Raw genomic sequence first — 24,145 nt, 5'->3', positions numbered from 1 at the left:
TTCATGATCGAAGGATGCGGGCGGGGTTCTCAGAGATCCAGGAGGATCGTGCGGGGGCCGACGTTGACGCTCTCGACCAGCATGTGCGCGCGGAACCGTCCGGTCTCCACCTTGGCGCCGCGCGCCCGCAGCGCCTCCACGACCTCCGTGACCAGGGGTTCCGCGGCCTCCGCCGGGGCGGCCGCCGTCCAACTCGGTCGCCGGCCCTTGCGGGCGTCGCCGTAGAGGGTGAACTGGCTGACCACCAGGATCGGCGCGCCGGTGTCGGCGGCGGACCGCTCGTCGTCCAGGATGCGCAGCTCGTGCACCTTGCGGGCCATGGTCTGGGCGACCTGCGGGGTGTCGCTGTGGGTGACGCCGAGCAGCACCAGCAGGCCGTCGTCGATCGCGCCGACCACCGCGCCGTCGACCGTCACGCTGGCCCGGCCGACCGTCTGCACCACCGCCCGCATCAGCCTTCCCTCCCGGCCGGCCCGCCCGCGACCCGGCCGCTCCCGGTCGGCCCTGCCGCCGGCATCAGGCGTCCACCGGCTCGATGAAGCCGCGCTCGACCAGGTGGGCCACGATCGGGCCGGCCGCCTCGGCCAGCTCCTCGGGTGCCACGTCGTGCGCGGCGGCGAGCAGGGCCAGCTGGTCGCGCAGCGGCAGCCGCCCGTCCGCCCCGCCGACCAGGGCGAGGACGAGGGGGTCGATCTCCTCGGTCCAGCGCAGGCCGTGCGGCATGGCGAGCACCTGCCGGTCGACGGCCCAGCCCTCGTCGCCCATGGTCGCCTCCTGCCGCAGCTGGAGGCCGTCGGCGGCCCGGTAGCGCGAAGCGAGCAGGCCGTCGGTCCCGCGTACGCGGAGCCAGTCCTGGCGGTCGAACCACGTCGCGACGCGGTCGCCGAGCGGCGCCTCCACCCGCTGGCGCAGCTCCTCGACACGGACGACCGGGTCGTCGTGGCCGGCGCGGCGCAGCGACACGATGCCGAAGCCGATGGCCTCGATCTTGTGCGCGTCGAACCAGTCCAGCCATTCGGCCATCCGCCGCGGGTCGGCCGCCTCGCCGACGTCGGTGAGCCAGAGGTTGACGTACGCCATCGGGTCGGCGACCTCGCGCTGGATCACCCAGGCGTCCAGCCCGGTGTCGGCGAACCAGCCGGTGACCCGCTCGGCCCAGTCCTCGCCGGCCACGTGCACCCAGTTGGCCAGGTACTGCATGGTGCCGCCCTCGGTGAGCAGGCCCGGCGCGGCGGCGGCCAGTTCCGCGCCGATCGCGTCGCCGACCCGGCCGGAGTCGCGGTAGACGTGCGTGGTGGTGCCGGGCCCGACGACGAACGGCGGGTTGCTCACCACCAGGTCGAAGCGGCGGCCGGCGACCGGGGCGACCATGTCGCCGCGCAGCAGCTCCCAGTCCTGGCCGTTGAGGGCGGCGGTGGTGGCGGCGAAGCGCAGTGCCCGTTCGGAGACGTCGGTGGCGGTGACCCTCCTCGCGTGGGTCGACAGGTGCAGGGCCTGGACGCCGGAGCCGGTCCCCAGGTCCAGTGCGGTCTCCACCGGCCGCCGGACGGTCGCGCCGATCAGCGTCTGGGTCGCCCCGCCGATGCCGAGCACGTGCTCGGCGTGCAGGGGACGGCCGGGGCGGGCGCTCGCCGGCACGTCGGCGAGTACCCACCAGTCGTCCCCGTACGGCTCCAGGTCCAGGCCCATCCGCAGCCCGTCACCGTGCCGTTCGACCAGACCCCCGGCGAGCGCCTCCTCGATCGGCAGTGGCGCGAGTGCGGCGGCGACAGCGTTCTCCGGCTCGGTCTGCTCGCAGATGAAGACCCGGATCAGCGTGGCGAGCGGGTCGCCGTCCTCGGTGGCGCGCAGCGCGGCGCGGAAGTCGTTGCGGGCCACCCCGCCGGTGGCCTGCGCGCCGAGCCGGGCGGCGATGCCGTTCGAGGTGAAGTCGGCCCGGGTGAGCGCCGTCCGCAGCGCCGCCACCCCGCTGGGGGAGAGCAGCATGTCGTGTTCGTCCACGTCGTCATCCTGCCTCCCGTGTCGGGCCCGTGGCACGCCACCCGCCGGACCCGCCTTCAGTTGATGAACACCTAAGTGACGCGCATCTATGTGACGGCTAGCATGACCAGCACTGACCGTCGATGGCGCGCCGCCCGGGCCACGAGCCCGGCGTGCCGAGTAGGGAGGCAGACGATGCCAGCAGGGTCCGTTCCACGCCGCCTCACCCGGGCGTTCGCCGTCGCCGCCACCGCCGTGGCCGTCGCGGCGGCCGTCACCACCCCGGCGCAGGCGGCGCCGACCGGCGAGATCCGGGGCGCGGGCGCCCCGACCGCGATCAGCGGGAGCTACCTTGTCGTCCTGAAGGGGGACACGGTCGGCGCCGCCGGTTCCTCCACCGCCCGCACGGCCGTGCCGGACCGGGCCGCGAAGCTGGTGAAGCGCTACGGCGGAACCGTCGGCGACGTGTACAGCGCGGCGCTGACCGGCTTCAGCGCGACGATGAACCCCGGCCAGGCCCGCCGGCTGGCCGCCGACCCGGCCGTCGCGTACGTCGAGCAGGACAAGGTGCTGACCGCCACCGCGACGCAGACCAACCCGCCGTGGGGCCTGGACCGCATCGACCAGCGCAACCTGCCGCTGAGCCGCAGCTTCACCTACCCGAACACCGCCTCCAACGTCCGGGCGTACATCATCGACACCGGCATCCGGACCACGCACACGCAGTTCGGCGGTCGGGCCACCTGGGGCACCAACACGGTCGACAGCAACAACACCGACTGCAACGGGCACGGCACCCACGTCGCCGGTACGGTCGGCGGCTCCACGTACGGCGTCGCCAAGCAGGTCCGGCTCGTCGCGGTGAAGGTGCTGAACTGCTCCGGCAGCGGCACCACCACCGGCGTGGTCAACGGGGTCAACTGGGTGACCGCCAACGCCGTGAAGCCGGCCGTGGCCAACATGAGCCTCGGTGGCGGGGCCAGCAGCGCCCTCGACAACGCGGTGGCCAACTCGGTCGCCTCCGGCATCACGTACGCGGTGGCCGCCGGCAACTCCAGCGCGAACGCCTGCAACTACTCGCCGGCCCGGACCGCGTCGGCGCTCACCGTCGGGTCCACCACCAGCACCGACGCTCGTTCGTCGTTCTCCAACTACGGATCCTGCCTGGACATCTTCGCGCCCGGGTCGAGCATCCTGTCCGCGTACCGGACCAGCGACACCGCGACCGCGACGCTGAGCGGCACCTCGATGGCCGCGCCGCACGTGGCCGGCGCCGCGGCCCTCGTGCTCTCGGCCAACCCGTCGTGGAGCCCGTCGCAGGTCGGCAGCTACCTGACCGCCAACGCCACCACCGGCAAGGTGACCAGCCCCGGCTCAGGCTCACCGAACCGCCTGCTCTTCGTCGTCAACTGAACCCGGCCGAGGACGCGCCGGCCGAGCGAACCCCGGCCCGCCCGGCCGCCGCGTCCCAGCCACCCGCCGATCTTGCACTTTCGGCCCCCGATTCGCCGGCATCAGCCCCTTTTGTCCGGGCACTAAGTGCAAGATCGCGGGGGTGGGGGTGGGGGTGGGGGTGGGGGCGGGGGCGGGGGGAGGGGTTTGGGGTCGGGAAGGCTCGGGCGGTGCCGTCCACGGTCACCCCCACCTCGGTGCCGACGGGGACTGACGGGCCGCCGTCGAGGATCCGGGCGGTGACCCGGGTGCCGTCGGCGAGCCGCAGGCCGACCAGCGCGTCGTGCCCGTGGAAGTCGTGCCGCAGCACCGTGGCGGTCACCGGGCCGGAGCCGGTGGTGAAGCGGACCTGCTCGGGGCGTACCAGGACGGTCGCCGGGCCGGCCGGCGCGGCACCGGCGACGGGCACCAAACCCAGGGAGGTACGGGCGCTGCCGTCCTCGACGACCGCCGGCAACAGGACGGCGTCACCGACGAAGCCGGCCACCCACTCGTCGGCGGGCTCCCGGTACACCGTCGTCGGCGTCCCGGCCTGCACCACCCGGCCGGCGCGCAGCACCACCACGCGGTCGGCCACCGACAGGGCCTCGCCCTGGTCGTGGGTGACCAGCACCCCGGTCGCGCCGTCGGCGCGCAGTGCCTCCCGCACGTCGTGGCGCAGCCCGGCCCGCAGCCCGGCGTCGAGGGCGCTGAACGGCTCGTCCAGCAGCACCACCGACGGGCGGGGCGCGAGCGCCCGGGCCACCGCGACCCGCTGCTGCTGCCCGCCGGAGAGCTGGTGCGGCATCCGGTCGCCGTAGCCGGCGAGGCCCACCAGGGTCAGCACCTCCTCGACCCGGTCGCCCCGGCGGGCCGCGCGGTCCAGCCCGTACGCCACGTTGTCGGCGACGCTGAGGTGCGGGAAGAGCGCACCCTCCTGCGGCACGACGGCGATGCGACGGCGGTGCGTGGGGACGTGCCGGCCGGCCCCGGCCACCGGGGCCCCGTCGATGCGGATCTCGCCGCCGTCGAGGCGCTCGAAGCCGGCGAGACAGCGCAGCAGCGTCGTCTTGCCGCAGCCGGACGGCCCCAGCACGGCGGTGAGCAGCCCGGACGGCACGGTGAGGTCCACTCCGGCCAGCGCGGTGACCGCGCCGTACCGCTTGACCACGCCGGTCAACACGACCTCGCTCATCCCCGGTCCTCCTTGTCCAGCAGGCCGCTGCGGGCGACCAGCAGCCAGGTGGGTAGTGCCGAGATCGCCACCAGCAGGGCCGCGTACGGGGCCGCGGCGGCGTACGCCCCGACCGACGTGGCGGTCCACAGCTCGGTGGCGAGCGTGTCCGTCCCGGTCGGTCGCAGCAGCAGGGTGGCGGGAAGCTCCTTCATGCCGGTCAGGAAGACCAGCGCCGCGCCCGCCCCGATGCCGGGCAGGGTCAGCGGCAGGGTGACCGTCCGCAGCACGGTCAGCGGGCCCCGGCCCAGCGAGCGGGCGACCTCCTCCAGCCCGGGCGGGGACTGGGCGGCGGCCCCGGCGACCGCGCCGACCGCGAGGGGCAGGAAGAGCGTCGCGTACGCCAGCGCCAGCAGCCAGCGGGTCTGGTAGAGCGGGTACGCGACGGTGATGCCGAAGAAGATCAGCGACAGCCCGATCACCACGCCGGGCAGGGCGTGGGCGAGGTACGCGAGCCGGTCGAGGACCGTGGTCAGCACGCCGGGTGCCCGGGCGACGAGCAGCCCCAGCGGCAGGGCCAGCAGCATGGTCAGCGCCGCGCCCGCGAGGGAGGCGGTCAGCGAGTTGCCGGCGGCGGCCGCGACCTCGGTGAGGGCACCCGGGCGGGACACCCCGGTGACCAGGCGCTGCGCCAGGCTGACCGCGGGTACGCCGAGCGCGAGTGCGGCCACGCCGAGCAGCGCCCCCAGGGCGGGCCAGCGGGCCGCGCCGAGCCGCAGTCGGGCCGGCGGGCGGCGGGCGCCGCAGAGGCGCGCGTACCGGGCGCCGCGGCGGCGGGTCGCGGTCTCGGCGGCGAGCAGGAGCACGGTCAGGGCCACCAGCACGCTGGAGAGCACCAGGGCGCCGGTGCGGTCGAAGCCCAGGTCGAACGCGATGAAGATGGCCCGGGTGAAGGTGTCCGCGCGCAGGATCGACACGGCCCCGAAGTCGGAGAGCACGTAGAGGGCGACCAGCAGCGCGCCGGCGGCGGTGGCCGGGCGGATCTGCCGCAGGGTCACGGCGGTGAACGTCCGCCAGCCCGACCGGCCCAGCGACCGGGACACCTCCTCCTGCGCCGGGTCCGCGCCGCGCAGCGCGGCCGCGACCGGGAGGAAGACGTACGGGTACGAGCAGAGCGTCAGCACCAGCGCCGCCGGCCAGAAGCCCTCCAGCCCGTCGACCGTGGAGACCCAGGCGAACGCCGCGATGTAGGTCGGGACGGCCAGCGGCAGCGCGGCCAGCACGGCGAAGGTCCGCCGGCCGGGCAGGTCGGTGCGGGTGACCAGGAAGGCGGCGCCGACGCCGAGTACCACGCAGGCGACGGTGACCACGGCCGCCAGGCCGAGGCTGCGCAGGGCGAGCAGCGCGACCCGCTCGGTCCACAGCTCGTCGGCGAGCCGGTCGAGCCCCGCCTCGGCGGTGCGGACCGCGAGGTAGACCAAAGGGAGCAGGGCCACCGCCACCGCCGCGGTCGAGGCCGCGAGCAGCGCCGGGCGCGGGGCCAGCCGCCGCACCGTCCCGCGTACGCGGGACAGGGCCGGCCCGTCGAGGGCCGGCCCTGCGGTGGTCGTCGGACTGGTCAGGGCACCAGCCCCGATTCGGTGATCATGGCGACGGTCGCCTCGAGCGTGTCGAGGTCGTTCAGGTCGATGGCCGGGACCTTCAGCTCCGCCAGCGCCGGCACGTACGCCGGGCCGGGGATGCCGGTCACCACCGGGTACTCGAAGGTCTCCTCGGCGAAGTACTTCTGGGCCTCCGCGCCGAGCAGGTAGTCGACGAACGCCTTCGCGTCGGCGTCCTCGGCGGAGCGCTTCAGCACCCCGACGCCGGCCACGTTCACCAGCGCGCCGGTGTCGCCGCCCGGGAAGAAGTGCAGCTTGGCCTTGAGCGCCTCCGGCGTGGTGCCCTTCTCCTTGGCCACCTCGCCCAGGTAGTAGTGGTTGACCAGGCCGACCGCGATCTTGCCGTCGTTGACCTCCTCGACGATCTTGATGTTGCCGTCGCGGATCTGCGGCTCGTTGGCCTTGAGGCCGGCGAGGAAGTCCTTCGCCTTCTGGTCGCCGTGCTGGACCCGGATCGCGGTGACGAACGCCTGGAAGGAGGCGTTGGTCGGGGCGATCGCGACCTTGCCCTTCCACTTCGGGTCGGTCAGCTCGAACACCGACGTCGGGAGCTGGTCGGCGGTGACCTGGTCGGCGTTGTAGACCAGCACGCGGGAGCGGGCGCTCACGCCGACCCACTGGCCGCTGCGCGCCCGGTAGGTCTCGGCGACCTTGCCGGTGGCCGCCTCCGGAAGCGTGGCGAACATGCCCTTCTTCGCCACCGTGCCGAGCGCGCCGGCGTCCTGCGCGAAGAACACGTCGGCCGGGGACTTGTCGCCCTCCTCGACCAGTTGCGCCGCGAGCTGGGCGGTCGTGGCGTACCGGGTCTGCACCTGGATGCCGGTCTGCTGGCTGAACTTCTCCAGCAGCGGCTTGACGAGCTGCTCGTTCCGGCCGCTGTAGACGGTGATGACCTTGTCGTTCGGCTTGCCCGGGTCGGCGGCGTCGTCCTCGCCGGACCCGCAGGCGACCAGGCCGACGGCGAGCAGCCCGGCCGCGACGAGCGTCGCGGTGGACCGGCGGAACGTTACGGACACGATGCGGACTCCTCCAAGGGCGAATCAACCGACGACGACAGGGGCCGCCGGGATGAAGTTAGCACAGGCTAACCTCACCGTGAATCGGAGTGCCGGTCGGATCGCGGACCGCGTAGGGGCCGGTGGGTCGGGGTGTCCGGCGGCCGTCGCGGCGGGCAGGATGGGGGCATGACGCTCGCGCTGCCGATCGACCCGGAGGCCAACGCGCTGCTGCGGCGCAGCCCGCTGGCGCTGCTCGTCGGCATGGTCCTTGATCAACAGGTCTCGATGGAGAAGGCGTTCTCCTCGCCGTACGTGCTCGCCCAGCGCCTCGGGCACGAGCCGGACGCCGCCGAGCTGGCCGGGTACGACCCGGAGGCACTGGTCGCGCTCTTCGCGACCCCGCCGGCGCTGCACCGCTTCCCCAAGGCGATGGCGGCGCGGGTGCAGGAGGTGTGCCGCGTCCTGGTCGACCGGTACGACGGCGACGCCGCCGGACTGTGGACCGGCGTCGCCGACGGTCGCGAACTGCTGCGCCGGGTCGCCGACCTGCCGGGGTTCGGCAAGCAGAAGGCGCAGATCTTCGTCGCCCTGCTCGGCAAGCGGTTCGGGGTCACGCCGGAGGGGTGGCGCGAGGCCGCCGGCGGCTACGGGGAGACCGACGCGTACCGGTCCGTCGCCGACGTGACCGACGCGGAGTCGCTGCGCCGGGTCCGGGAGTACAAGCAGCAGATGAAGGCGGCCGCGAAGGCGAAGGCCGCCGGGGCCTGACGCAACGGGCTTCCGGCCCGGCTCGTTGAAGCCACGATGGCCAGAGCGGGCAGGGAACCGGGCGCGGCGTTGCTCCGCCCCACCGTCAGCTCGCCGCGGGCCACCTTCCTGGAGCTCTTCTTCGACCTGGTCTTCGTCTTCGCGCTGACCCGGGTGTCCCAGCGGCTGATCGAGGACGTGTCGGGAACCAGGGTGCACAGCGATCTCGTGCGGACCCTGGTGCTCTTCCTGGCGCTCTGGTTGGTCTGGGCCATCACCGCCTGGGTGACCAGCCGGTACGAGCCGGAGCAGACGATCATCCAGGCGGTCGTGGTCGGCACCATGTTCGGCAGCCTAGTCATGGCCGTGGCGCTGCCCCGTGCCTTCGAGGAGCGGGCGGTGCCGTTCGTGGCCGCGTACCTCGCGATCATGATCGGTCGGCCGCTGGTCATCGCCGCCGCGCTGCGCGGGCACTCGCGTCGGAACGTGCCCCTGCGGCTCGCGGCCTGGGCGGCGGTGGGCGCGGTGCCGTGGCTGGCCGGCGCGCTCGGTCCGGACGAGTGGCGCCTGCCGCTGTGGGGGCTGGCCCTGGTCGTTGACTACCTCGGCCTGACGCTGGGGTGGCCGGTGCCACGGCTCGGCCCCGCCCGCCCGTCCGGGTGGCGGATCGAGGGTGAGCACCTCGCGGAGCGCTACCAGCAGATCTTCCTCATCGCGCTGGGCGAGACGGTCCTGGTGATCGGCATCACGTACAGCGGTCGCCAGTTCTCGGCGGAGACGGCCGGCGCCTTCGTGCTCGCCTTCGTCACCACGGCCCTGCTCTGGCGGATCTACTTCCACCGGGCGGGCCACCTGCTCGCCGAGGCGCTGCGCGTGGCCCGCGAGCCCGGCCCGCTGGGCGCCTCCGCCACCCTGACCCACCTGCTCATCGTCGCGGCGGTGCTGGCCACCGGCGTCGGCTACGAGGTGGTGATCGTCCACCCGTTCACGCCGCCGCTGCCGGTGTGGCTGCTCTTCGTCGTCGGCGGGCCGGTGCTCTTCCTGCTCGCCCGGGCCCGCTTCGAGTACGAGATCTTCGGCCGGGTCTCCCGGCCGCGGATCGTCGCGGTGGTGGTCCTGGCGCTGGCCGCCCCGGCGCTCACCCTGGGGCCGGCGATGCTGGCGCAGGTCATGGTCGCCGTGGTGCTCGCCGGGGTGGCGGTCGCCGACGGGCTGCGCAGCCGGGGTCGACCCCTGGAGCCGTCGGCCTCTCCGCTGGGGCGGCGGATGTCCGGCGGCGGCAACCTTCCAGCCTGACGGCCGGGCCGCCGGCTCGGCGCCTTGGGCGGGGCCGAGCGGCGGGGGCCGGCCGGCGCCGAGGGCGGGGGTGCGCCTCGGTCCGCGCCGGTCAGGCGGCGGTGGGACGGGAGAGGGCGGCGAGCGCGCGCCGCACGTCGGCGAGCGAGACCGTCGCCGAGTCGTCCAGGTCGGCCAGGCCGGCCTCGATCCACTGCCGCATGAGCGTGGTCACCCCGATGCCCCGCGCGTCGGCGGCGGCGCGCACCCGCTCGTACGTCTCCAGCGGCAGCCGGACCGACCGGCTCACCATCGGGCCGTCGGTGTCCGGGGTGGGCAGCTCCGCGGGCTGGCTCTCGTCGATCAGGTCGGCGAGAGCGTCGCCGCCGTGGAACCGCTTGATCGCCTCGTCACGGTTCATGCTGACCGCCTCCTCATCGGCGCTCTCTCCGCACGGCCTCGTCGTAACGCTTGGCCTCCACGTCGGTCAGCTCGCGGGCGGAGAGGATGTCCCAGTCGTTGTCGGTGCCGTCGGCCTCGGCGAGCAGCACGGCCAGCCGGCGCCCCCGACGGGCGGAGGCGTAGACGACCATCACGTCGTCGCCCAGGTGGCGGATGACCCGCCGGCTGCTGTGCAGCGCCTCCCAGACTTCCCCCGGCGCGACGTCGTAGACCCTCAGGTTGGCCAGCGCCTCGTCGGTGAAGCTGAACCTGCTGCCCACGGCGCGAGCGTACCACGGACGTAACACGGCCCGGTATGCGTCGATTCTCGCTGATCACGCAGGTGAGGTGACAGGATGGGGCGTAATCCCCTCGAGGAGGTCCGCGGTGAAGCGTCAGGCGTACGAGCCGATCCTGATCACCGACGCCTCGCGCAGTCAGGATGACCAGCTCAACAGTCGGCAGAAGCGGTACGTGCTGATGATGGGCATCCGGGTCGCGTGCGTGATCGCCGGTGCGATCCTGGTCGGCGCACAGGCCCCGCTGCTCTGGCTGTGGCTCCCGCTGGTCGCCCTGGGCATGATCCTCATTCCCTGGCTCGCCGTGCTGCTCGCCAACGACCGGCCGCCCAAGGAGCAGCACCGCCTGGCCGGCCGGTTCCAGCCGCGGCGGCAGGACGAGACGCCGCCGATGAGCCTGACCGCCGAGGAGCGGCCCCACAAGATCATCGACGCCGAGCCCTGACCGGTCGCTCGACCCGGTCTCCGCGCTGTCGAGCCGCCCGCTGGGCGGTCGTCGTGGCGACGGCCGGACGTGCCCCCATCGGTGCGGGCAGCTCGACAGCACGTCGACCGCCGGGTCGGCGGCCCCGTCAGGCCGGTGGTCGGGCACCCACCTGGCCGACCGCCGACGCGCCCAGGTCCCCGGCCCGGTGCAGCGCCGCCTCCGGCGGCGCACCGGCCAGCCAGGCCGACAGCAGGCCGGCGGCGAAGGCGTCACCCGCTCCCGTCGGGTCGACCACCGCCATCCGGCGGGCCGGCGCCACCGCGATCGTGGCGTCCCGGTCCACCCACACCGCACCCGCCGCGCCGCGCTTCACCACCACCCGTCGCGCCGACGCGGAGAGCACCCGCCCCTGCGCCGCCGGGTCCAGGCCACCGGCCAGCACCGTCGCCTCCTCCGCGTTGACCAGCAGCAGGTCGACGCCGCGTACCCAGGTCAGGAAGGCCGCCGCGCCCACCCGCCGCAGCGGGGCCGCGGAGGCCGCGTCGACGCTGACCGTGAGGCCCCGCTCGCGGGCCGCGGCGAACGCGCGGAGCCCGGCCGGGCGCGACCCCGCGTCGAGAAGGGTGTAGCCGGACAGGTGCAGGTGGGCGGCGTCCGGCGCCGCGTCCAGCGCCGCCTCCACGTCGTCCGGGGTCAGCCGCAGGTTCGCCCCCCGCTCGGTGACCATCGTGCGGTCCTCCGCCGTGGCGAGCACGATGACCGTCCCGGTGGGGGCGTCCGGCACGCGGGTGACGGCGCAGTCGACGCCGCCGCGCTCCAGCTCGGCCACCCGGTCCCGGCCCGGCCCGTCGTCGCCGACCGCGCCCACCAGCGTCACGGGTACGCCCAGAGCCCCCAGCCAGGCGGCCGTGTTCGCCGCCTGACCACCGCCGGTGAACCGGATCGCCGCCGAGGTGTCCGACCCGGTGACCGGTGGCCCGGACAGCACCGCCACCACGTCGGTGATCAGGTCGCCGACGACGATGATCCGGGGTGCCGTCATGCCTGGCGGGACGCCGCGACGGCGATCCGGGCGGCGAGGTCGGCGTTGCGCAGGATGATCCGGACGTTGACCGCGAGGCTGGCGCCCTCGGTGGCCGAGTGGAAGTGCGCCAGCAGGAAGGGCGTCACGGCCTTGCCGGTCACGCCCTCGCGCTCCAGCAGCGCCAACCCGTCGGCGAGGGTCCGGTCGTGCAGCGCCGGGTCCAACTGCTCCTCGGCGGGCAGCGGGTTGGCCACGATCAACCCGCCGGCGTGCAGGCCGTGCTGTTCGCGCGCGGCGAGCACGTCCGCCACCTGCTCCGGGGAGTCCACCGACCAGTCGAGGTCGAACCCGCCGTCGGTCAGGTAGAAGCCGGGGAAGCGGCGGGTGCGGTAGCCGACCACACCCACGCCCAGGGTCTCCAGGCGCTCCAGGGTGGCGCCCACGTCGAGGATCGACTTCACTCCCGCGCACACGACGGCGATCGGCGTCCGGGCGAGGGTGGTCAGGTCGGCGGACTCGTCGAAGGTGTGGGCGGCCTCCCGGTGCACCCCGCCGAGGCCACCGGTGGCGAAGACCCGGATACCGGCCGCCGCGGCCACCGCGCTGGTGGCGGCCACGGTCGTGGCGCCGTCCGCGCCGGTCGCGGCCGCCACGGCGAGATCGCGTACGGAGAGCTTCGCCACGCCGTCGACGGTGGCGAGCCGGGTCAGCTCCGCGTCGTCGAGGCCGACCACGAGCTGGCCGCCGACCATGCCGATGGTGGCCGGCACCGCTCCGGCGTCCCGGACGGCCTGTTCGATCTCGCGGGCCACCCGCAGGTTGTCGGGTCGGGGCAGGCCGTGCGAGACGATCGTGCTCTCCAGGGCCACCACCGGGCGGCCGGCGCGCAGGGCGTCGGCGACCTCGGCACCGCGTCGGATGTGAAAGTCGGTCACGACGTTCCACGGTACGACCTGGGCCGGTACGGCATGAAGTGGACCGGGCCCCGGGTGACCTGCCAGACTTGGCGGTTGGAGGTGTGGAAGTGAGCACACAGGTTCTCGAGCGTCCCGAGTTGAAGGACGCCGACACCGGTCCCGAGATGTTCCACTACGTGCGCAAGGAGAAGATCGCCGAGAGTGCCGTGATGGGCACCTTCGTCGTGGCGCTCTGCGGCGAGACGTTCCCGGTCACGAAGGCGGCCAAGCCCGGCTCGCCGGTGTGCCCGAAGTGCAAGGAGATCTACGACTCGTTCGCTCAGTGAACCGGGGCGGGCGGCGGTGCCGCCCGCGTAACCTGCGCCCGTGACCACCTCCACGGCCCTCCTGCTGGCCGACCTCACCGGGGTCGCGGTGTTCGCGGCCTCCGGTGCCTCGGCGGCGGTCGCCAAGCGGCTGGATCTCTTCGGTGTCGTCTTCGTCGGCTTCGTGGCCGCCCTCGGCGGCGGGATCTTCCGGGACCTGGTGATCGACGAGGTCCCGCCCCTGGCCTTCGCCGACTGGCGGTACGCGGCCACCGCCGCCGTCACCGCCGCCGCCGTCTTCTGGTTGCACCCCCAGCTCGCCAAGCTGCGCACCACCGTCCTGGTGCTGGACGCGGCCGGCCTCGCCCTGTTCACCGTCACGGGCACCCTGAAGGCGCTCGACGCGCACGTGCCCGCGGTGGGCGCCTGCGTCATCGGCATGCTCACCGCGATCGGCGGCGGCCTCGGCCGGGACCTGCTCACCGCCGAGATCCCCGTGGTGCTGCGCCGCGAGATCTACGCGGTCGCCGCGCTCATCGGCGCCGTCCTCGTCGTGGTGCTGCACTGGCTCGGCCGCGCCGACACGCTCGGGCTCACCGGGGCCGCGGTCCTCGTCTTCCTGATCCGCCTGGTCTCCCTGCGCCGTCGCTGGTCCGCCCCGATCGCCACCCTCCGCCCACCCCGCACCGGAACCCCGGGCTGACCCGCCGGCCCACCTCCCGGGCGTGAGCTGCCTGGGGGCGGTGTGACTCTTGTTGTGTCGAGTGGGGCGTGCGGGCTCCCGCCGTTATGCTGAGTCGGCCTTCGCGGCACCAACTGCGCGGAGGCGTTTTCATGGGCGGCGGCACCCGTGGCCCTCGGCCGGTGCCCACCCTCAGGCGGTCGGAGAGGAGCTTCTGTGGCAGCCCGGACGCCGGCGCTCGAGACGTTCCCGGCCCTGCGCGCCTGGCAGCGCAAGGCCCTGGTGGAGTACCTGCGTCGCCGTGACCCCGACTTCACGGCCGTCGCCACCCCGGGCGCCGGGAAGACCACGTTCGCCCTTCGGATCGCCGCCGAGCTGCTCGCGGACGGCACCGTCGACGCGGTCACCGTGGTCGCCCCCACCGAGCACCTCAAGACCCAGTGGGCGCAGGCGGCGGCCCGGGTCGGCATCCAGCTCGACGCCGCCTTCCGCAACGCCGACCTGCACTCGTCCGCCGACTTCCACGGTGCCGTGGTCACGTACGCCCAGGTCGGCATGGCACCGCAGGTGCACCGGCGGCGCACGATGACGCGCCGCACCCTGGTCATCCTCGACGAGATCCACCACGCCGGGGACTCGCGGACCTGGGGTGACGGCGTGAAGGCCGCCTTCGAGGGCGCCGAGCGGCGGTTGATGCTGACCGGCACCCCGTTCCGCTCCGACGACAACCCGATCCCGTTCGTCACCTACGAGCGGGGCGGGGACGGTCTGCTGCGCTCCCGCGCCGACGCGGTGTACGGCTACGCCGACGCGCTGCGCGACGGCGTCGTCCGGCCGGTGCTCTTCCTCGCGTACTCCGGCGAGACCCGCTGGCGCACGAACGCGGGCGAGGAACTGGCCGCCCGGCTCGGTGAGCCGATGACGCAGGACCTGATCGCGCAGGCCTGGCGCACCGCGCTCGACCCCGCCGGGGACTGGATGCCGCAGGTGCTCCGGGCCGCCGACGCCCGGCTGACCGTGCTGCGCAACGCCGGCATGCCGGACGCGGGCGGCCTGGTCATCGCCAGCGACCAGCAGGCTGCCCGGTCGTACGCGAAGCTCCTCGAGCAGGTGACCGGTGAGAAGGCCGCCGTGGTGCTCTCCGACGACGTGGGCGCTTCGGCCCGTATCGCGACGTTCGCGGCGTCCGACCAGCGGTGGCTGGTGGCGGTCCGGATGGTCTCCGAGGGCGTCGACATCCCCCGCCTCGCGGTCGGTGTGTACGCGACCAGCGCCAGCACCGCGCTCTACTTCGCCCAGGCCATCGGCCGGTTCGTCCGGGCCCGCCGGCCGGGGGAGACCGCGTCGGTGTTCCTGCCCAGCGTGCCGCACCTGCTGGGGCTCGCCAGCGAGATGGAGGCCGAACGGGACCACGTGCTCGGCAAGCCGAAGGACCGGGAGGGCTTCGACGACGACCTGCTGGAGCGTGCCCAGCGCGACGACCAGGCCAGCGGCGAGCTGGAGAAGAGGTTCGCGGCGCTCTCCGCGACCGCCGAGCTGGACCAGGTGATCTTCGACGGCGCGTCGTTCGGCACCGCGGCCCAGGCCGGCACGCCGGAGGAGGAGGAGTACCTGGGCCTGCCCGGCCTGCTCACCGCCGACCAGGTGGCCATGCTGCTGTCCAAGCGGCAGGCCGAGCAACTCGCCGCCCGGCGGCGCCGGGCGGCCGAGCGGCCCGCTGAGTCGCCCGCTGCGGCCTCCGCCGCCCCGCCCGCACCGATGAGCGCGGCACAGCGGCGGGTCGCCCTACGCCGCCAGCTGAACGCCCTCGTGGCGGCCCGGCACCACCGCACCGGGCAGCCGCACGGCAAGATCCATGCCGAGCTGCGCCGCCTCTGCGGCGGCCCGCCCAGCGCCCAGGCGACGATCGAGCAGCTCGAGGAACGCATCGCGACCGTCCAGACCCTGTGATCCGGTTGGCCCCGGCGCGTCCCGCGCCCGGGGGTGCGCCGCGGATCCCGATCGTCTGGTTTGCGCCCCCAGCGATCAAGATCACGTGGCCTCCGGTTCGCCGGAGGCCACCACCTCCCGGTTCGAGCGCGATCGCGCCGCGCGGGGCGCGGGGTCGGGACACGAAAAGGCCGGCCGGGCCCCTCCAGGGGCCCGGCCGGCCTTATGTCGGATTGCGGACTCAGTTCGCCATCAGATCGGCGCCACGCCAGCTGAACTCCGGGTCCGCCGCGAACCGCACGGTGATCTTCACGAGATCCTCCGCGTACTTGTTCGCGTGGTGCCCACAGAACACCAGCTCGCCACCACCGGCGAGGGTGATGCGGAGCTTGCCGGCAGCATTGCAGCGGTCGCACCGTTCATCGGCGGCCGGGGGGCTCACCGTCTCGGGCGGCGGCGTGAGGGTCGGGGTCATCGCCTTCCTCCTCTGGTCGTCACCGATGAACACTCTCTTCGGTCGTTCCTCACCTATCGTGCAACACCCTTGTCGGGCCTCGCCTTCCCTGTGTGCCCGCGGGGGACCGAGGTCACACATGGCTCCGACAGCGTGCCATGCACCAAGGGTGCCACGCCAACGATCACATTCGTGCAACCGAACGATCACCATGTGGCGTTGCACGCCAAGTGTTCAAAACGACACGTTCAGTTGACGACGCCGGTCAGTCCAGGTAATCCCGGAGGACCTGCGAACGCGACGGGTGGCGCAGCTTCGACATCGTCTTGGACTCGATCTGCCGGATGCGCTCCCGGGTCACCCCGTAGACCTGGCCGATCTCGTCCAGCGTCCGCGGCTGGCCGTCGGTCAGGCCGAAGCGCAGGCGCACCACGCCCGCCTCACGCTCGGACAACGTCTGCAGCACCTGCTGGAGCTGGTCCTGCAGGAGCGAGAACGAGACGGCGTCGACCGCGACCACGGCCTCCGAGTCCTCGATGAAGTCGCCGAGCTGACTGTCGCCCTCGTCACCGATCGTCTGGTCCAGCGAGATGGGCTCCCGGGCGTACTGCTGGATCTCCAGCACCTTCTCCGGTGTGATGTCCATCTCCTTCGCCAGCTCCTCCGGAGTGGGCTCGCGGCCCAGGTCCTGGAGAAGCTCGCGCTGTATCCGGCCGAGCTTGTTGATCACCTCGACCATGTGCACCGGGATGCGGATGGTGCGGGCCTGGTCGGCCATGGCGCGGGTGATGGCCTGGCGGATCCACCAGGTGGCGTAGGTGGAGAACTTGTAGCCCTTGGTGTAGTCGAACTTCTCGACCGCGCGGATCAGGCCGAGGTTGCCCTCCTGGATCAGGTCGAGGAAGGCCATGCCGCGGCCCGTGTACCGCTTGGCGAGCGACACCACCAGGCGCAGGTTGGCCTCGAGGAGGTGGTTCTTCGCGCGCTCACCGTCCCGCGAGATCCACAGCAGGTCGCGCTGCATCTCGCGGTTGAGCTTCTCCTCGCCCTCGTCGGCGGCGCGCAGCCGCTCGGCCGCGTAGAGGCCGGCCTCGATCCGCTTGGCGAGCTCGACCTCCTGCTCCGCGTTGAGCAGCGGGACCTTGCCGATCTGCTTCAGGTACGCCCGGACGGAGTCGGCGGACGCGGTCAGCTCGGCGTCGCGGCGCGCCTGCTTGAGCGCCTCGGACTCCTCGTCGTCCCACTCGAAGTCGTTGTCGTTGGCCGAGTTGGCGGCGTCGGTCTCGGCGGCCTGGGTCAGCTCGGCCGGCTCGTCGACGACCACGTCCTCGATCTCGGCGGCCAGCTCCTCCGGATCGATCTCGCCCTCGGCGTCGGGCTCGCCCTTGGCCTTGCCGGCGGCCTTGGTGGCCTTCGCCGGGTCGGCCGCGGCCACCGTCGCCTTGGTGGCCCGGGTGGTCTTCTTGGCCGGCGCCGCCGCCTTGGCGGCCACCTCGGCGGTGGTGCCGGCGGCCTTGCGGGCGGTGGCCTTCCGCGGCGCCGGGGCCGGGGCCTCGTCGGCGGCGGGCGCCTGCTTCGGGGCCGGAGCGGCGGCCTTCTTCGTGGTCTTGGCGGTCGTCGCGCGGGACGCCGGGGTGGCCGAGCGCGCGGCCGCCACCCGGCGGCGGGGCGCGGTGGTGGCCGAGCCGTCGACCACGACGGTCACTCCCGCCTCGGAGAGCGCCCGCAGGATCTTCTTGGCCTGGGCCGGAGTCACCTCGGCGGACTCGACGGTGCGCGCGAGCTGGGCCGACGTGAGCTGACCGCCGGCGCTCTGCGCGTGTGCGATCAGGGTGTCGGTGAGCGAGCGAACGTCGGCGCCGGTCTGGCGGGGTTCTGTCACGAATGACCTTCCGGAGGCGAAGAGCGAGCACGGCCGGGTCGTCCGGCGCGAGGCGGAGCGCTTGTGCCGGGCGATGTCGTTGAGGGACCCCCGTGTCCCGGGCCGGCCGGTCGCTGGCGGTCCGTGGCGCGTGGGCAGGGTGAATTGTAACGCCGTCCACGGCGATCATCCGGCGGCGCACGGTGTACCGGCGGCGGGACCGCCGATTCGGCGCAGATGTGGACTTTGTAAGGATGATACCCGCGCCTGGTCGGGACCACCCCGATCGTGCGGGAAGGGGACGAAGGATGGTCCGCTCGGCGCCCGAGCCGCGGGAACTGCTGGACATCGCGATCGAGGTGGCGCGCGACGCCGCCACGACGGCGTACCGGATGCGGGCCGAGGGCGTCTCGGTCGCCGCGACCAAGAGCACCGTCACCGACGTGGTGACCGCCGCCGACCGGGCGGTGGAGCGGCAGGTGCTCGACGCGCTGCGCCGGCTGCGGCCCGGCGACGCGGTCCTGGGCGAGGAGTACGGCGAGGCGGGGACCGGCCCCGCCGGGCCCGACGGCGTGCGGTGGATCGTCGACCCGATCGACGGCACCGTCAACTACCTGTACGGACTCCGGCACAGCGCCGTGTCGCTCGCCGCCGAGGTCGACGGGGTGGTGGTCGCCGGCGTGGTGCGCAACATCAGCACGGGCGAGGAGTGGACGGCGACGGCCGGCGGCGGCGCCTGGCGCGACGGCCGCCGGCTGCGCTGCTCCACCGAGACGGACCTCGGCCAGACCCTGGTCGCCACCGGCTTCGGCTACGACCCGAAGCGCCGCGCCCACCAGGCCCGGGTGGTGGCGGAGCTGATCCCGCACGTCCGCGACATCCGCCGCCTCGGTGCGGCCGCCATCGACCTGTGCTTCGCCGCCGAGGGGCGGGTCGACGCGTACTACGAGAAGGGGCTCGCCGCCTGGGATCTGGCGGCCGGAGGGCTGGTGGCCACGGAGGCGGGGCTGCGGGTCGCCGGGCTGGGCGGCGCGGCGGCCGGACCGGACATGGTCGTCGCCGCGCCACCGGCGCTCTTCGGGCCTCTGCACGACCGGCTGGCCGACCTCGACGCCTCCGGCGGGCCCTGACGGCCGGCCCGGCGACGGCCCGCCGGTGCCGCCCGCTGCCGGAGTGCCGGCCGCGGAGCCGCCGGACCAGGGCGGTCGGCGGCGACGCGGCCGGGGCTCAGTCCTGCTGCGTCGGGCAGGAGCCCGGTGGCGCCACCGGCGAGCCGAGGTCGCCGAGGGACTGGTTGACCTCGGTCGTGGTGGCGAGCTGCTGGAAGGCGCTGCCGAGCACCACGTCCACGGTGTCGTCGGTGCGCTTGGGGTCGTACTCGGCCTCGGCGTTGTCCAGGAAGTACGCCCGCAGCAGGTGCGCCGAGCCGACGCCCTTCGGGCCGTACCGCAGGACCGCGATGTCCTCGATCTGCTTCTTCTCGTCGCCGGTCTTCTTGATCTGGAACTTCCGGTTGCGGAAGTCGTTGGCGACCTTGTTCGCGAGGCCGATCTGGTCCGTGCCGTTCAGCACGTTGATCTTCACGTCCTTGGGCTCGCGCAGCGTCACGTCCGCCATCGGCCAGCCCTCCGGGCAGCCGCCGCCGATCCCCGCCTCGCTCTGTGTGTCCCGCACCAGTGCGACGACCACGAAGACCAGCGCCAGCACCCCCAGCAGACCGACGACAACGAGTGCTCGCACTCGCGCAAAGCTCATCAGGGCGCTCCCGGGCAGTGTGGGTGGCGGCGGCCGCCGGCGGGTCGGGCCGCCGGGCCGGCCGTCGAGTACGCCGCTGAGGTTAACGGTTGTCCGGCCGTCGCGTGGAAACAGGCGGACATGCCGGCGCGCCGACCGGGAACCGGGTACTACTACCCCTATCTTCGTGTCGCCTGAGTCACATTGGGAACAACTTGCCGTGCGGGGGCGTACATCTCTGCCACGAGGGCGGTATACATGCCACGCCCAAAGGGGGGGTAAGGTACCGCGCTCGCCGGGGGAGTTCCTCTGGCGGCACCGGCCCGGCACGTCCGGGTCGGGTGACCGACACAAGTGGTGGCCGGCCAGCGGAACCGAAACAACGTCGTCCGGCGTTACAACCGGAAGCGACAACATCGACATGGGAGAGTGAAACCGATGGCCACCGACTACGACGCCCCGCGTCGCGACGAGGTCGACCTCGGCGAGGACAGCCTGGAAGAGCTGAAGGCCCGGCGCGTCGACTCACAGTCGGGCGCCGTGGACGTCGACGAGGCCGAGGTGGCGGAGAGCTTCGAGCTGCCCGGCGCCGACCTGGCCGACGAGGAGCTCACGGTCAAGGTACTGCCGATGCAGCAGGACGAGTTCCGCTGTGCGCGTTGCTTCCTCGTGCACCACCGCAGCCAGCTGGCGGTCGAGCGCAACGGCGAGCTGATCTGCCGCGAGTGCGTCTGACCGCCCTCGCGACATCACCGGCGGCGGCTCCCGATTCCGGGGCCGCCGCTCGTTCCGGTCGCCGTGCGGCGGCCCGGTGGAGCTGATTGACTCGTGAGGGACGGCCGCCAGGTCGGCGGTGTGTCCATCCGGGAGGTTCGCTGCCATGACCGAGCGGAACGAGCGGGACGTCGCGTCCGGCGCGGATCCGGCGCGCGCCGCCGGCCGGCCGGCGGGTGACGGCGACGAGCTCGGCGCCACCGTCGCCGCGCTGACGGCCGACGACATCGCTCCGGCGCGTCGCCGCCAGCTGCTCGGCCGGCTGGTCGGGCAGGCCCGCCCGCGCAACCTCGGTGACCTGTTCAAACCGAAGGCCGCCGTGCGCTGGATGGTCGACACGGTCGCCGAGATCGCTCCGCGCGTGCCGGTCCGGGACCGGGCCACCCTGCGCCGGCACTTCCCGGACCTGGACGACGAGGCGCTGGCCGAACGCCTGATCCGCAACGCGGCCCGGGCCACCGCGGGCGTCGGCGCCGCCGGCGGCGGCGTCGCGACCGTCGAGTGGGCCGCCCCGCCGACCCTGCTCTCGGCTCCGGCCCTGCTGGCCGCCGAGACGGTCGCGGTGGTGGCGATCGAGCTCAAGCTGACCGGCGAGCTGCACGAGGTGTACCGCGTGCCGCTGCCGTCGGGCGGGACGCAGCGGGCGGTGGCGCTCGTGCAGGCGTGGGCCACGAAGCGGGGGATCAACCCGATGATGCCCGGTGTCGGGGTGAGCGCGGTGCTGAGCACCGCGGCCCGCCGGGAGCTGCGCGACACGCTGCTCAAGCGTCTCGGCCGCAACCTCACCACGCTCGGCCCGTTCCTCACCGGCGCCGCCGTGGCGAGCTACCTCAACCGGCGGGCGACCAGGACGATGGCCGACGAACTCCGCGCCGACCTCCGGCGCCGTGCCAGCAGCCTGTCCGGCCCGCCACCGGCGCTGCCGAAGACTCCCTGAGCCGGCTCAGCGCCCGGTGGGGCTGGTGCGCTCGGCGTCCCGGGCCGCGAGGAGCACCTCGGCCAGCTCGACCGGCCGGCGCGTGCTCACCACCCAGAACGGGGTGGGGTCGGCCGGGTCGTCCAGGACCACCTGCACCGCACCGGCGATCCACGGCCGCTGCACCACGAACGCCAGCGGGTCCGCGCCGACACCGAGCACCTCGCGCCGGCCGGCGGCGTCCAGCGGCACCACGTCGGCGACGAAGCGCGCCGGCAGGCGGGCGTCGTCGACCCGCAGCTCGCCCTCGCGGACGGCCACCCGGATCCGGCCCAGCCAGGCCATGCCGGCCACGGCGGCGGGCAGCAGCACGACGAACGGCAGCCAGGCCCGGACGCCGGGGGCACCCATCCAGATCTCGGCGGCGAACAGGCCGGCCACGGCCAGCCCGCCCACCCAGAGCCACCAGGGCAGGCTCAGCCGTTCGGCGTACGACGGGGACGGGGACACGCTCACGTCGTGAAGGGTACGGCGCACGACGGGCCGGCGACCGGGCAGGATGGCAGGGTCATCCCAGGAACCGGACGGAAGAGGGGAACCGTGACCGAGGTCGTACCCGTGCCCGTACGTCAGCTCGACCCCGGGCTGCCGCTCCCGGCGTACGCCCATCCCGGCGACGCCGGGGCGGACCTGGTGGCCGCCACGGACGTCGAGCTGCCACCGGGCGGGCGCGCCCTGGTGCCGACCGGCGTGGCCATCGCGCTGCCGGAGGGGTACGTGGGCCTGGTCCACCCCCGTTCGGGGCTGGCGGCCAGGCTCGGCGTGACCGTGCTCAACGCGCCCGGTACGGTCGACGCCGGCTACCGGGGTGAGATCCTGGTCAACCTGATCAACCATGATCGGGACACGCCGGCCCGGATCCTCCGCGGCGACCGCATCGCGCAGCTCGTCGTGCAGCGGGTGGCGCGGGCGGAGTTCCAGCCGGTGGCGGAGCTTCCCGTGTCCCGGCGGGGGAGCGGCGGGCACGGCTCCACCGGCGGTCACGCCGGCCTGGTGCCGGCGCCCGCGGCACCGGGTACGGACGACCGGCGACCGGCGGCCGAGGCGCCGTGACGCGGTACGACCGACGGCCGGTCCGCCAACGGGCGGGCGGACGGACGGAAGAGGTGGCAGGGTGAGTGCGAACAGCGGAGGGTGTGCGCAGTGATCTTCTCCCGAAAGCGGGCCGGTGCCGGGCGGCACACGCGTGACGAGCGGACCGAGGTCCGCGAGGCCAACGTGCTTGAGGCGCCGGTGATCCCGGAACCGCCGGCGCGCGGCCCGTACGACGTCAGCGAGGCCCCGGCCGGGGTGCAGCGGCTCGACCTGGGCAGCCTGCAGATCCCCGCCGTGCCCGACGTCGAGGTGCGGGTGCAGGCCGACCAGCAGGGTGTGATCCAGCAGGTCGTGCTCGTCCACGGGCAGAACGCGCTCCAGCTCGGCGTCTTCGCCGCCCCGCGCAGCGAGGGCATCTGGGACGAGGTGCGCGAGGAGATCCGCCAGTCCCTCTTCAACGACGGCGCCGCCGCCCAGGAGGTCCAGGGCGAGTACGGCACCGAGCTGCGGGCCCGGGTTCGCACCCCGGACGGCCTCACCGACCTGCGCTTCGTCGGCGTCGACGGGCCGCGCTGGATGGTTCGCGGCGTCTACCAGGGCGAGGCGGCCACCAACCCGGCCGCGGCCGGTCCGCTGGCCACCTGCCTGGAGGGCCTGGTGGTCGACCGGGGCCAGGAGGCGAAGCCGGTCCGCGAGCCGCTGCCCCTGCGGCTGCCCCGCGAGGTCGCCGAGCAGGCCGACTCGGCCGGCGCCGCCACGGCCGCCGCGGGCGAGGCGCCCCGGGAGGCATAGGGCCTCCCGAGGTCACCACGCGGGCGCGCCGGAGGCCCGGACCGACGTCCACCGCCCGCGCCGGGGCCGGCCACGTCGGCGTACGCTGGCGGAGCGGTCCCGGCGTCGGGGCCGGGTCCACTACCGGCCCTCGGGCCGGGCCAGCGTGGGAAGGGTGACGCGGAGGTCATGTCGACCGACGAGCGGCGGGGTTCGCTGCGGCGCATGCTGCGACGGCTCACCGCGAGCGAGGCGGAGATCGAGGCGCAGGAACTGCGCCAGGAGAGCGCCGAGCACGGCGGTGTGCCGGCCCGGCAGTGCAGCCGGGGCCAGGTGGTCTCGGTGTCCGGCCGGCTCCGCACGGTGGTCTACACCCCCCGGACGAACCTGCCGACGCTGGAGGCGGACCTCTACGACGGCAGCGACGTGGTGACCCTGGTGTGGCTGGGCCGGCGGCACATCTCCGGCATCGAGCCCGGGCGGCACCTGACCGCGCGCGGCCGGGTGGCCGTGCGGGACGACCGCAAGGTCATCTACAACCCGTACTACGAGCTGGAGCCGCCAAAGTGACGACGGGACAGCAGCCGGTGGCGCAGCCGGGCACGGGGCCGGACGAAGAGGAGCCGCTGCCGACCATCGCCGAGCAGATGGCCGACCAGTTGGGCGGCTGGCGGGGCCTGCTGGAGTCCAGCATTCCCGTGGTGGTCTTCGTGGTGGCCAACATCGTCGGCGACCTGCGTCCCGCGGTGATCGCCTCGGTGGCGGTGGCGGTGGCCATCGCCGCCCTGCGGCTGGCACAGCGGCGGCCGATCCGGCACGCGGTCAACGGGCTGTTCGGCATCGCCATCGGCGCCGCGATCGCCTGGCGGACGGGCGACGAGCGGGACTTCTACCTTCCCGGCATCCTCTACGGCATCGGCTACGGCGTGGCGCTGCTGGTCTCGGCGGCGATCCGGCAGCCCCTGGTGGGCTGGATCTGGTCGGTGCTGGTGGCCAAGGGCCGCTCCGACTGGCGGCAGGACCCGCGCCTGGTGCGCACGTTCACCGGGCTGACCGTGCTGTGGGGCGTGGTCTGGCTGGCCAAGGTCGGCGTGCAGGCCGCCCTCTACCTTGCCCAGCAGGACACCGCGCTCGGCGTGGCACGGCTGGTGCTGGGTTACCCGCCGTACGTGCTGCTGCTGCTGATCACCGTCTGGACGGTCCGACGGGTGACCCGCGAGTCGTCCCCGGCACCGACGGCCTGACGGCCG

26 protein-coding genes and 1 pseudogene are annotated in these 24,145 nt (G+C 74.0%); 14 read left to right on the top strand and 13 right to left on the bottom strand.

Annotation, left to right across the window (positions count from 1 at the left end):
- Positions 1-29: 29 nt before the first annotated feature.
- Positions 30-452 carry a D-aminoacyl-tRNA deacylase gene (dtd, locus tag HCJ94_RS06475; protein WP_168000057.1) on the bottom strand — a complete coding sequence of 141 codons (423 nt, stop codon included), beginning with the start codon at positions 450-452 and terminating at the stop codon, positions 30-32.
- Positions 453-516: 64 nt separating this feature from the next.
- On the bottom strand, positions 517-2,001 hold the full coding sequence (locus HCJ94_RS06470) for a DUF7782 domain-containing protein (RefSeq protein ID WP_168000056.1): 1,485 nt from the start codon (positions 1,999-2,001) through the stop codon (positions 517-519).
- 174 nt (positions 2,002-2,175) lie between these two features.
- On the opposite strand from HCJ94_RS06470, the gene HCJ94_RS06465 reads away from it, so the two are divergent.
- Positions 2,176-3,393 carry a S8 family peptidase gene (locus HCJ94_RS06465; RefSeq protein ID WP_168000055.1) on the top strand — a complete coding sequence of 406 codons (1,218 nt, stop codon included), beginning with the start codon at positions 2,176-2,178 and terminating at the stop codon, positions 3,391-3,393.
- A 190-nt stretch (positions 3,394-3,583) separates the two neighbouring features.
- Here HCJ94_RS06465 and HCJ94_RS06460 read toward each other — a convergent pair.
- The 3 genes and pseudogenes from HCJ94_RS06460 to HCJ94_RS06450 form a co-directional block, all read right to left on the bottom strand.
- Positions 3,584-4,606: pseudogene (locus HCJ94_RS06460) on the bottom strand (ABC transporter ATP-binding protein); the annotation flags it as partial.
- Positions 4,603-6,138, bottom strand: coding sequence for an ABC transporter permease (locus tag HCJ94_RS06455; RefSeq protein WP_168000054.1), 1,536 nt, complete (start codon positions 6,136-6,138; stop codon positions 4,603-4,605). The gene HCJ94_RS06455 and the pseudogene HCJ94_RS06460, both read right to left, overlap by 4 nt.
- A gap of 65 nt (positions 6,139-6,203) precedes the next feature.
- Positions 6,204-7,262: an iron ABC transporter substrate-binding protein gene (locus tag HCJ94_RS06450; protein WP_168000053.1), complete on the bottom strand. Its 1,059-nt coding sequence runs from the start codon at positions 7,260-7,262 to the stop codon at positions 6,204-6,206.
- A 168-nt stretch (positions 7,263-7,430) separates the two neighbouring features.
- On the opposite strand from HCJ94_RS06450, the gene HCJ94_RS06445 reads away from it, so the two are divergent.
- Positions 7,431-8,012 (top strand): HhH-GPD-type base excision DNA repair protein, encoded by a 582-nt coding sequence (locus tag HCJ94_RS06445; protein WP_168000052.1) that lies wholly within the window; start codon positions 7,431-7,433, stop codon positions 8,010-8,012.
- 36 nt (positions 8,013-8,048) lie between these two features.
- Positions 8,049-9,287 (top strand): low temperature requirement protein A, encoded by a 1,239-nt coding sequence (locus HCJ94_RS06440; protein ID WP_168000051.1) that lies wholly within the window; start codon positions 8,049-8,051, stop codon positions 9,285-9,287.
- A 91-nt stretch (positions 9,288-9,378) separates the two neighbouring features.
- Here HCJ94_RS06440 and HCJ94_RS06435 read toward each other — a convergent pair whose 3' ends face one another.
- Both HCJ94_RS06435 and HCJ94_RS06430 read right to left on the bottom strand, forming a co-directional pair.
- Positions 9,379-9,687, bottom strand: coding sequence for a YlcI/YnfO family protein (locus tag HCJ94_RS06435; protein WP_168000050.1), 309 nt, complete (start codon positions 9,685-9,687; stop codon positions 9,379-9,381).
- Positions 9,688-9,700: 13 nt separating this feature from the next.
- Entirely contained in the window at positions 9,701-9,988 is a 288-nt protein-coding gene (locus tag HCJ94_RS06430) for a hypothetical protein (protein ID WP_309227168.1), read from the bottom strand.
- A gap of 106 nt (positions 9,989-10,094) precedes the next feature.
- Between HCJ94_RS06430 and HCJ94_RS06425 the strand changes: the two genes are divergently transcribed.
- Positions 10,095-10,451 (top strand): DUF3099 domain-containing protein, encoded by a 357-nt coding sequence (locus HCJ94_RS06425; RefSeq protein ID WP_168000048.1) that lies wholly within the window; start codon positions 10,095-10,097, stop codon positions 10,449-10,451.
- A gap of 127 nt (positions 10,452-10,578) precedes the next feature.
- Here HCJ94_RS06425 and HCJ94_RS06420 read toward each other — a convergent pair whose 3' ends face one another.
- Together HCJ94_RS06420 and HCJ94_RS06415 are read right to left on the bottom strand one after the other, a co-directional pair.
- Positions 10,579-11,475, bottom strand: a complete 897-nt coding sequence (locus HCJ94_RS06420) for a carbohydrate kinase family protein (protein WP_168000047.1) — start codon at positions 11,473-11,475, stop codon at positions 10,579-10,581.
- Positions 11,472-12,392: a pseudouridine-5'-phosphate glycosidase gene (locus HCJ94_RS06415; protein ID WP_168000046.1), complete on the bottom strand. Its 921-nt coding sequence runs from the start codon at positions 12,390-12,392 to the stop codon at positions 11,472-11,474. Before HCJ94_RS06415 ends, HCJ94_RS06420 begins: the two co-directional genes overlap by 4 nt.
- 83 nt (positions 12,393-12,475) lie before the next feature.
- On the opposite strand from HCJ94_RS06415, the gene HCJ94_RS06410 reads away from it, so the two are divergent.
- The 3 genes from HCJ94_RS06410 (at position 12,476) to HCJ94_RS06400 (ending at position 15,311) form a co-directional block, all read left to right on the top strand.
- Positions 12,476-12,700: a DUF3039 domain-containing protein gene (locus HCJ94_RS06410; RefSeq protein WP_309227167.1), complete on the top strand. Its 225-nt coding sequence runs from the start codon at positions 12,476-12,478 to the stop codon at positions 12,698-12,700.
- Between the two features lie 40 nt (positions 12,701-12,740).
- Positions 12,741-13,382, top strand: coding sequence for a trimeric intracellular cation channel family protein (locus HCJ94_RS06405; protein ID WP_168000044.1), 642 nt, complete (start codon positions 12,741-12,743; stop codon positions 13,380-13,382).
- A gap of 195 nt (positions 13,383-13,577) precedes the next feature.
- Positions 13,578-15,311, top strand: coding sequence for a DEAD/DEAH box helicase (locus HCJ94_RS06400; protein WP_168000043.1), 1,734 nt, complete (start codon positions 13,578-13,580; stop codon positions 15,309-15,311).
- A 220-nt stretch (positions 15,312-15,531) separates the two neighbouring features.
- Here the strand turns inward: HCJ94_RS06400 and HCJ94_RS06395 are convergent, their stop codons facing one another.
- Together HCJ94_RS06395 and HCJ94_RS06390 are read right to left on the bottom strand one after the other, a co-directional pair.
- Complete coding sequence (locus tag HCJ94_RS06395; RefSeq protein WP_168000042.1) at positions 15,532-15,765, bottom strand: DUF7455 domain-containing protein; 234 nt, start codon at positions 15,763-15,765, stop codon at positions 15,532-15,534.
- A 244-nt stretch (positions 15,766-16,009) separates the two neighbouring features.
- Positions 16,010-17,626, bottom strand: coding sequence for an RNA polymerase sigma factor (locus tag HCJ94_RS06390; RefSeq protein ID WP_168000041.1), 1,617 nt, complete (start codon positions 17,624-17,626; stop codon positions 16,010-16,012).
- A gap of 287 nt (positions 17,627-17,913) precedes the next feature.
- Here HCJ94_RS06390 and HCJ94_RS06385 point away from each other — a divergent pair, with 287 nt between their 5' ends.
- Positions 17,914-18,735 (top strand): inositol monophosphatase family protein, encoded by an 822-nt coding sequence (locus HCJ94_RS06385; RefSeq protein WP_168000040.1) that lies wholly within the window; start codon positions 17,914-17,916, stop codon positions 18,733-18,735.
- Between the two features lie 97 nt (positions 18,736-18,832).
- On the opposite strand, the gene HCJ94_RS06380 is transcribed toward HCJ94_RS06385, so the two are convergent.
- The gene (locus HCJ94_RS06380; RefSeq protein WP_309227175.1) at positions 18,833-19,345 is read right to left on the bottom strand and encodes a LytR C-terminal domain-containing protein; all 513 of its coding nucleotides are present in this window, start codon (positions 19,343-19,345) and stop codon (positions 18,833-18,835) included.
- A gap of 432 nt (positions 19,346-19,777) precedes the next feature.
- Between HCJ94_RS06380 and HCJ94_RS06375 the strand changes: the two genes are divergently transcribed.
- On the top strand, positions 19,778-20,074 hold the full coding sequence (locus HCJ94_RS06375) for a DUF4193 domain-containing protein (protein ID WP_007075406.1): 297 nt from the start codon (positions 19,778-19,780) through the stop codon (positions 20,072-20,074).
- A 145-nt stretch (positions 20,075-20,219) separates the two neighbouring features.
- Positions 20,220-21,050 carry a hypothetical protein gene (locus tag HCJ94_RS06370; protein WP_168000038.1) on the top strand — a complete coding sequence of 277 codons (831 nt, stop codon included), beginning with the start codon at positions 20,220-20,222 and terminating at the stop codon, positions 21,048-21,050.
- A 6-nt stretch (positions 21,051-21,056) separates the two neighbouring features.
- On the opposite strand, the gene HCJ94_RS06365 is transcribed toward HCJ94_RS06370, so the two are convergent.
- Entirely contained in the window at positions 21,057-21,545 is a 489-nt protein-coding gene (locus tag HCJ94_RS06365; RefSeq protein ID WP_309227166.1) for a DUF3093 domain-containing protein, read from the bottom strand.
- A gap of 84 nt (positions 21,546-21,629) precedes the next feature.
- Between HCJ94_RS06365 and dut the strand changes: the two genes are divergently transcribed.
- The 4 genes from dut (at position 21,630) to HCJ94_RS06345 (ending at position 24,139) form a co-directional block, all read left to right on the top strand.
- Positions 21,630-22,142: a dUTP diphosphatase gene (gene dut, locus HCJ94_RS06360; protein ID WP_168000036.1), complete on the top strand. Its 513-nt coding sequence runs from the start codon at positions 21,630-21,632 to the stop codon at positions 22,140-22,142.
- 90 nt (positions 22,143-22,232) lie between these two features.
- Positions 22,233-22,916, top strand: a complete 684-nt coding sequence (locus HCJ94_RS06355; protein WP_168000035.1) for a DUF3710 domain-containing protein — start codon at positions 22,233-22,235, stop codon at positions 22,914-22,916.
- A gap of 168 nt (positions 22,917-23,084) precedes the next feature.
- On the top strand, positions 23,085-23,465 hold the full coding sequence (locus tag HCJ94_RS06350; protein WP_168000034.1) for an OB-fold nucleic acid binding domain-containing protein: 381 nt from the start codon (positions 23,085-23,087) through the stop codon (positions 23,463-23,465).
- Positions 23,462-24,139 (top strand): DUF3159 domain-containing protein, encoded by a 678-nt coding sequence (locus HCJ94_RS06345; protein WP_168000033.1) that lies wholly within the window; start codon positions 23,462-23,464, stop codon positions 24,137-24,139. Before HCJ94_RS06350 ends, HCJ94_RS06345 begins: the two co-directional genes overlap by 4 nt.
- Positions 24,140-24,145: the final 6 nt, after the last annotated feature.

It is taken from the genome of Micromonospora thermarum, from assembly GCF_012034245.1.
GTDB classification, from domain to species: Bacteria; Actinomycetota; Actinomycetes; order Mycobacteriales; family Micromonosporaceae; genus Micromonospora; species Micromonospora thermarum.
Note: the sequence above shows the minus strand (reverse complement) of the source record. Positions and strands in the feature narration are given on the sequence as shown.

What these genes read in the sequence shown, in the direction of transcription:
- dtd (WP_168000057.1), bottom strand. Translation starts at nt 452, where the DNA reads ATGCGGGCGGTGGTGCAGACGGTCGGCCGGGCCAGCGTGACGGTCGAC.
- HCJ94_RS06465 (WP_168000055.1), top strand. Translation starts at nt 2,176, where the DNA reads ATGCCAGCAGGGTCCGTTCCACGCCGCCTCACCCGGGCGTTCGCCGTC.
- HCJ94_RS06445 (WP_168000052.1), top strand. Translation starts at nt 7,431, where the DNA reads ATGACGCTCGCGCTGCCGATCGACCCGGAGGCCAACGCGCTGCTGCGG.
- HCJ94_RS06440 (WP_168000051.1), top strand. Translation starts at nt 8,049, where the DNA reads ATGGCCAGAGCGGGCAGGGAACCGGGCGCGGCGTTGCTCCGCCCCACC.
- HCJ94_RS06435 (WP_168000050.1), bottom strand. Translation starts at nt 9,687, where the DNA reads ATGAACCGTGACGAGGCGATCAAGCGGTTCCACGGCGGCGACGCTCTC.
- HCJ94_RS06420 (WP_168000047.1), bottom strand. Translation starts at nt 11,475, where the DNA reads ATGACGGCACCCCGGATCATCGTCGTCGGCGACCTGATCACCGACGTG.
- HCJ94_RS06395 (WP_168000042.1), bottom strand. Translation starts at nt 15,765, where the DNA reads ATGACCCCGACCCTCACGCCGCCGCCCGAGACGGTGAGCCCCCCGGCC.
- HCJ94_RS06385 (WP_168000040.1), top strand. Translation starts at nt 17,914, where the DNA reads ATGGTCCGCTCGGCGCCCGAGCCGCGGGAACTGCTGGACATCGCGATC.
- HCJ94_RS06375 (WP_007075406.1), top strand. Translation starts at nt 19,778, where the DNA reads ATGGCCACCGACTACGACGCCCCGCGTCGCGACGAGGTCGACCTCGGC.
- HCJ94_RS06370 (WP_168000038.1), top strand. Translation starts at nt 20,220, where the DNA reads ATGACCGAGCGGAACGAGCGGGACGTCGCGTCCGGCGCGGATCCGGCG.
- HCJ94_RS06350 (WP_168000034.1), top strand. Translation starts at nt 23,085, where the DNA reads ATGTCGACCGACGAGCGGCGGGGTTCGCTGCGGCGCATGCTGCGACGG.